Genomic DNA, 3,428 nt, shown 5'->3' with positions numbered 1-3,428 from the left:
GAAAAGAAGGCAAAGTATTCGGCCTCGACTTCAGTCAAAATATGCTGTCGATTGGAAAAGAAAAAGTAAAAAAATCGCACTTATCCAATATTGAGCTTATTCACGGGAATGCAATGGAATTGCCTTTTGAAGACAATACATTCGACTATGTCACCATCGGATTCGGGTTAAGGAATGTTCCTGACTACTTACATGTTCTAAAAGAAATGAACCGTGTGTTGAAAACTGGCGGGATGGCTGTTTGCCTTGAAACATCACAGCCGACCATGTTCGGATTCAAACAGCTTTATTATATGTACTTCAGATTCATTATGCCTGTGTTCGGGAGGATTTTTGCCAAAAGCTTTACGGAATATTCATGGCTGCAGGAATCCGCTCGCGATTTCCCGGGGATGAAGGAATTGGCAGATATGTATGGACAAGCTGACTTTAAAGACATATCCTTTAAACCATATAGCGGTGGAGTGGCGGCTATGCATGTTGGATACAAGAAATAGAAAATCGTAAATCAGTAAACTGGGTGGATTAACTATGAAGCTAAACAGGATATATTCCTTTCTAAAAACAGACATAGACCAAATTGAAATGGAACTTGAATCAGCCATCGAATCAGATTCCCGGCTTTTGAATCAAGCCTCCCTGCATCTTTTACAAGCTGGTGGAAAACGGATCCGGCCCATTTTTGTCTTACTTTCAGCAAAATTCGGGGATTACAATATTAACTCCGTGAAAAATGTGGCTGTCGCCTTGGAACTGATCCATATGGCGTCCCTGGTCCACGATGATGTAATTGATGATGCGGAATTGAGAAGAGGGAAACCTACGATAAAAGCGCAGTGGGATAATAGGATTGCCATGTATACGGGCGATTATATTTTTGCAAGAGGATTGGAATACATGACACATATAAAGAATCCTGAAGCGCACCAGATCCTATCTCATACAATCGTGGAGCTCTGTAAAGGCGAAATAGCCCAGATCAAGGATAAATACCGGTATGAGCAGAATCTAAGGGATTATTTATTGAGGATCAAACGAAAGACTGCCTTATTGATAGCCGTCAGCTGTCAACTTGGAGCCATTTCTTCAGGAGCCCCTGAAGAAGTCCATAGAAGATTATTCCGCTTCGGGTATAATGTAGGGATGAGCTTTCAAATCACTGACGACATATTGGATCTGACAGCGAGCGAAGAAGAATTAGGCAAGCCCGCCGGCAGTGATTTATGGCAGGGGAATATCACACTGCCGATATTGTATGCAATGGAGGATTCCGTTCTCAGAACTGATATAGAGAAGATTTCGGAAGAGACGTCTCCTGAAGAAATGAAAATGGTGATTTCATCGATTCTTACTTCGGATGCAATCGAACGCTCTCACCAGGTAAGCAGAATGTATCTGGACAGAGCATTAAGAGATTTGGAATCTTTACCGCATAACCGAGTAAAGAAGACCCTTAAGAATATCGCAAACTTTATAGGAAAAAGAAAATATTAAGAAAATTTAAAATGGAAACGTTGCCAAAAACCCTAAACTCTGTTACTATTTTCGTGGGACGTCCTCGGACAGACTATACATACATAATTAGGAGTGGGGAAGATGGAAAAAACGTTTTTAATGGTAAAGCCAGACGGTGTACAAAGAGGGTTAATCGGTGATATCGTATCACGCTTCGAGAAAAAAGGCTTCCAATTAGCCGGTGCTAAACTAATGAGTATTTCTGATGAACTTGCTTCAGAGCACTATGGTGAGCATAAAGAAAGACCTTTCTTTGGAGAACTTGTTGACTTTATTACTTCTGGTCCTGTTTTTGCTATGGTGTGGCAAGGTGAAAATGTCATTTCTACAGCACGTGGAATGATGGGTGCAACAAACCCCAAGGATGCTGCTACTGGGACGATCCGCGGTGACTTTGGCCTGACAGTAGGAAAGAACATTATTCACGGTTCTGATTCTCCTGAGAGCGCTGTAAGGGAAATCGGCTTATTCTTCAAAGAAGAAGAGCTTGTTGAATATTCAAAGCTAATGAACGAGTGGATCTATTAATCCGCATTGCTTATAAAAGATAAAAAACAAGCCTGCCATGGGCTTGTTTTTTCTTTATAAAAGGATCAATTAGAATACAGTCTCAAGTATAAACATTTTCTATCTCTGTTCGATATATCATATATACATAAATAATTCAGAATAGCTGCAGAGAGAGTGAATGTACATGGTAAATGATTATAATGAATTTATTCAAGGTATAAAAAGAAGGACCGGAATTGATTTATCTTTATATAAGGAAGCTCAGATGAAAAGAAGACTGACGGCCCTGTATGAAAAAAAGGGGTACAACAGCTTTCATGATTACTATATGACCATTAGTACGAATGAAGGGCAATTGGCTGAATTCCTGGACCGGATGACAATCAATGTATCTGAATTCTACCGGAATTATAAACGGTGGGAAGTTCTCGAGACAAGAATTCTGCCGAGGCTTTTGAAGGAAAAAGGGACATTGAAGGTTTGGAGTGCAGCTTGTTCAACAGGGGAGGAACCATATACCTTGGCCATGATGCTTTCAAACTATCTTCCATCTTCCAGGATTGATATCCTTGCAACGGATTTAGACAGGAATGCATTGCAAAGAGCGGAGCATGCCATTTACCCGGAACGCTCACTTGCTGAAGTACCAGCTGAAATCAAACGCAAGTATTTCACTTCCGAAGGCCAACTATATAAAGTGAATGAGGAAATTAAGAGTGTTGTGACATTTAAACACCAAAATCTGCTTGCAGATTCATTTGAAAAGAATTTTGATTTGATTGTTTGCCGAAATGTTCTAATCTACTTTACAGAAGAAGCAAAAGATAATTTATATAAAAAATTCAATGATTCCCTTAAAGCTGGCGGGGTATTTTTTGTAGGGAGCACAGAACAGATTTTCAATCCTGGTCAATATGGTTTCCAATCCGAGGATACATTTTTTTATAAGAAAGTATAAGGAAACTGAACGATGGAAATAGATGCTCGCAGCATTTGAACGGCGATGCTTCTGCACCATCGTTTTTTTTATTTATGAACACTTTTTCGCTGAATGATGATATATATTTGTGCAACATTTGGTTTAACAAAAGGTATCGGGACTATCAGTAACATCTTCAAAATTTTTTGAAGATAGTACTAGGAATGAATAGAATACTTATGTTATATTGGTACATAATTCTTTAACGAGTTGAAGGGGGAAAGTGTTATGAGATATTTAACATCAGGAGAGTCTCATGGTCCGCAATTGACAACGATCATCGAAGGTTTGCCGGCAGGTATGCCGATAGAATCAGAAGACATCAACGAGGACTTGGCAAGAAGGCAGAAAGGCTATGGACGCGGACGGAGAATGCAGATAGAGAAAGACCGCGTTTCAATCGTCGGAGGGGTGAGGCACGGAT

General features: G+C 39.9%; 5 protein-coding genes. All 5 read left to right on the top strand.

All coding sequences use genetic code 11. The features are described from left to right. Positions 1–497, top strand: a 497-nt coding sequence (locus HP456_RS21510) for a demethylmenaquinone methyltransferase (RefSeq protein WP_172254911.1), incomplete at its 5' end; no start/stop codon positions are given. A gap of 34 nt (positions 498–531) precedes the next feature. Further along, complete coding sequence (hepT, locus tag HP456_RS21505; protein ID WP_172254909.1) at positions 532–1,494, top strand: heptaprenyl diphosphate synthase component II; 963 nt, start codon at positions 532–534, stop codon at positions 1,492–1,494. A 102-nt stretch (positions 1,495–1,596) separates the two neighbouring features. Continuing rightward, a complete protein-coding gene (ndk, locus tag HP456_RS21500; protein ID WP_172254907.1) occupies positions 1,597–2,043 on the top strand; it encodes a nucleoside-diphosphate kinase in 447 nt (148 codons plus the stop codon). Positions 2,044–2,209: 166 nt separating this feature from the next. Continuing rightward, positions 2,210–2,983 carry a CheR family methyltransferase gene (locus tag HP456_RS21495; RefSeq protein ID WP_172254905.1) on the top strand — a complete coding sequence of 258 codons (774 nt, stop codon included), beginning with the start codon at positions 2,210–2,212 and terminating at the stop codon, positions 2,981–2,983. A gap of 249 nt (positions 2,984–3,232) precedes the next feature. After that, positions 3,233–3,428: chorismate synthase (locus HP456_RS21490; RefSeq protein ID WP_172254903.1), on the top strand; the 196-nt coding region annotated here is incomplete at its 3' end.

This window comes from Bacillus haikouensis, from assembly GCF_013179555.1.
GTDB classification, from domain to species: domain Bacteria; phylum Bacillota; class Bacilli; order Bacillales; family Bacillaceae_B; genus Rossellomorea; species Rossellomorea haikouensis_A.
This window is presented reverse-complemented; position numbering and strand designations above follow the sequence as displayed.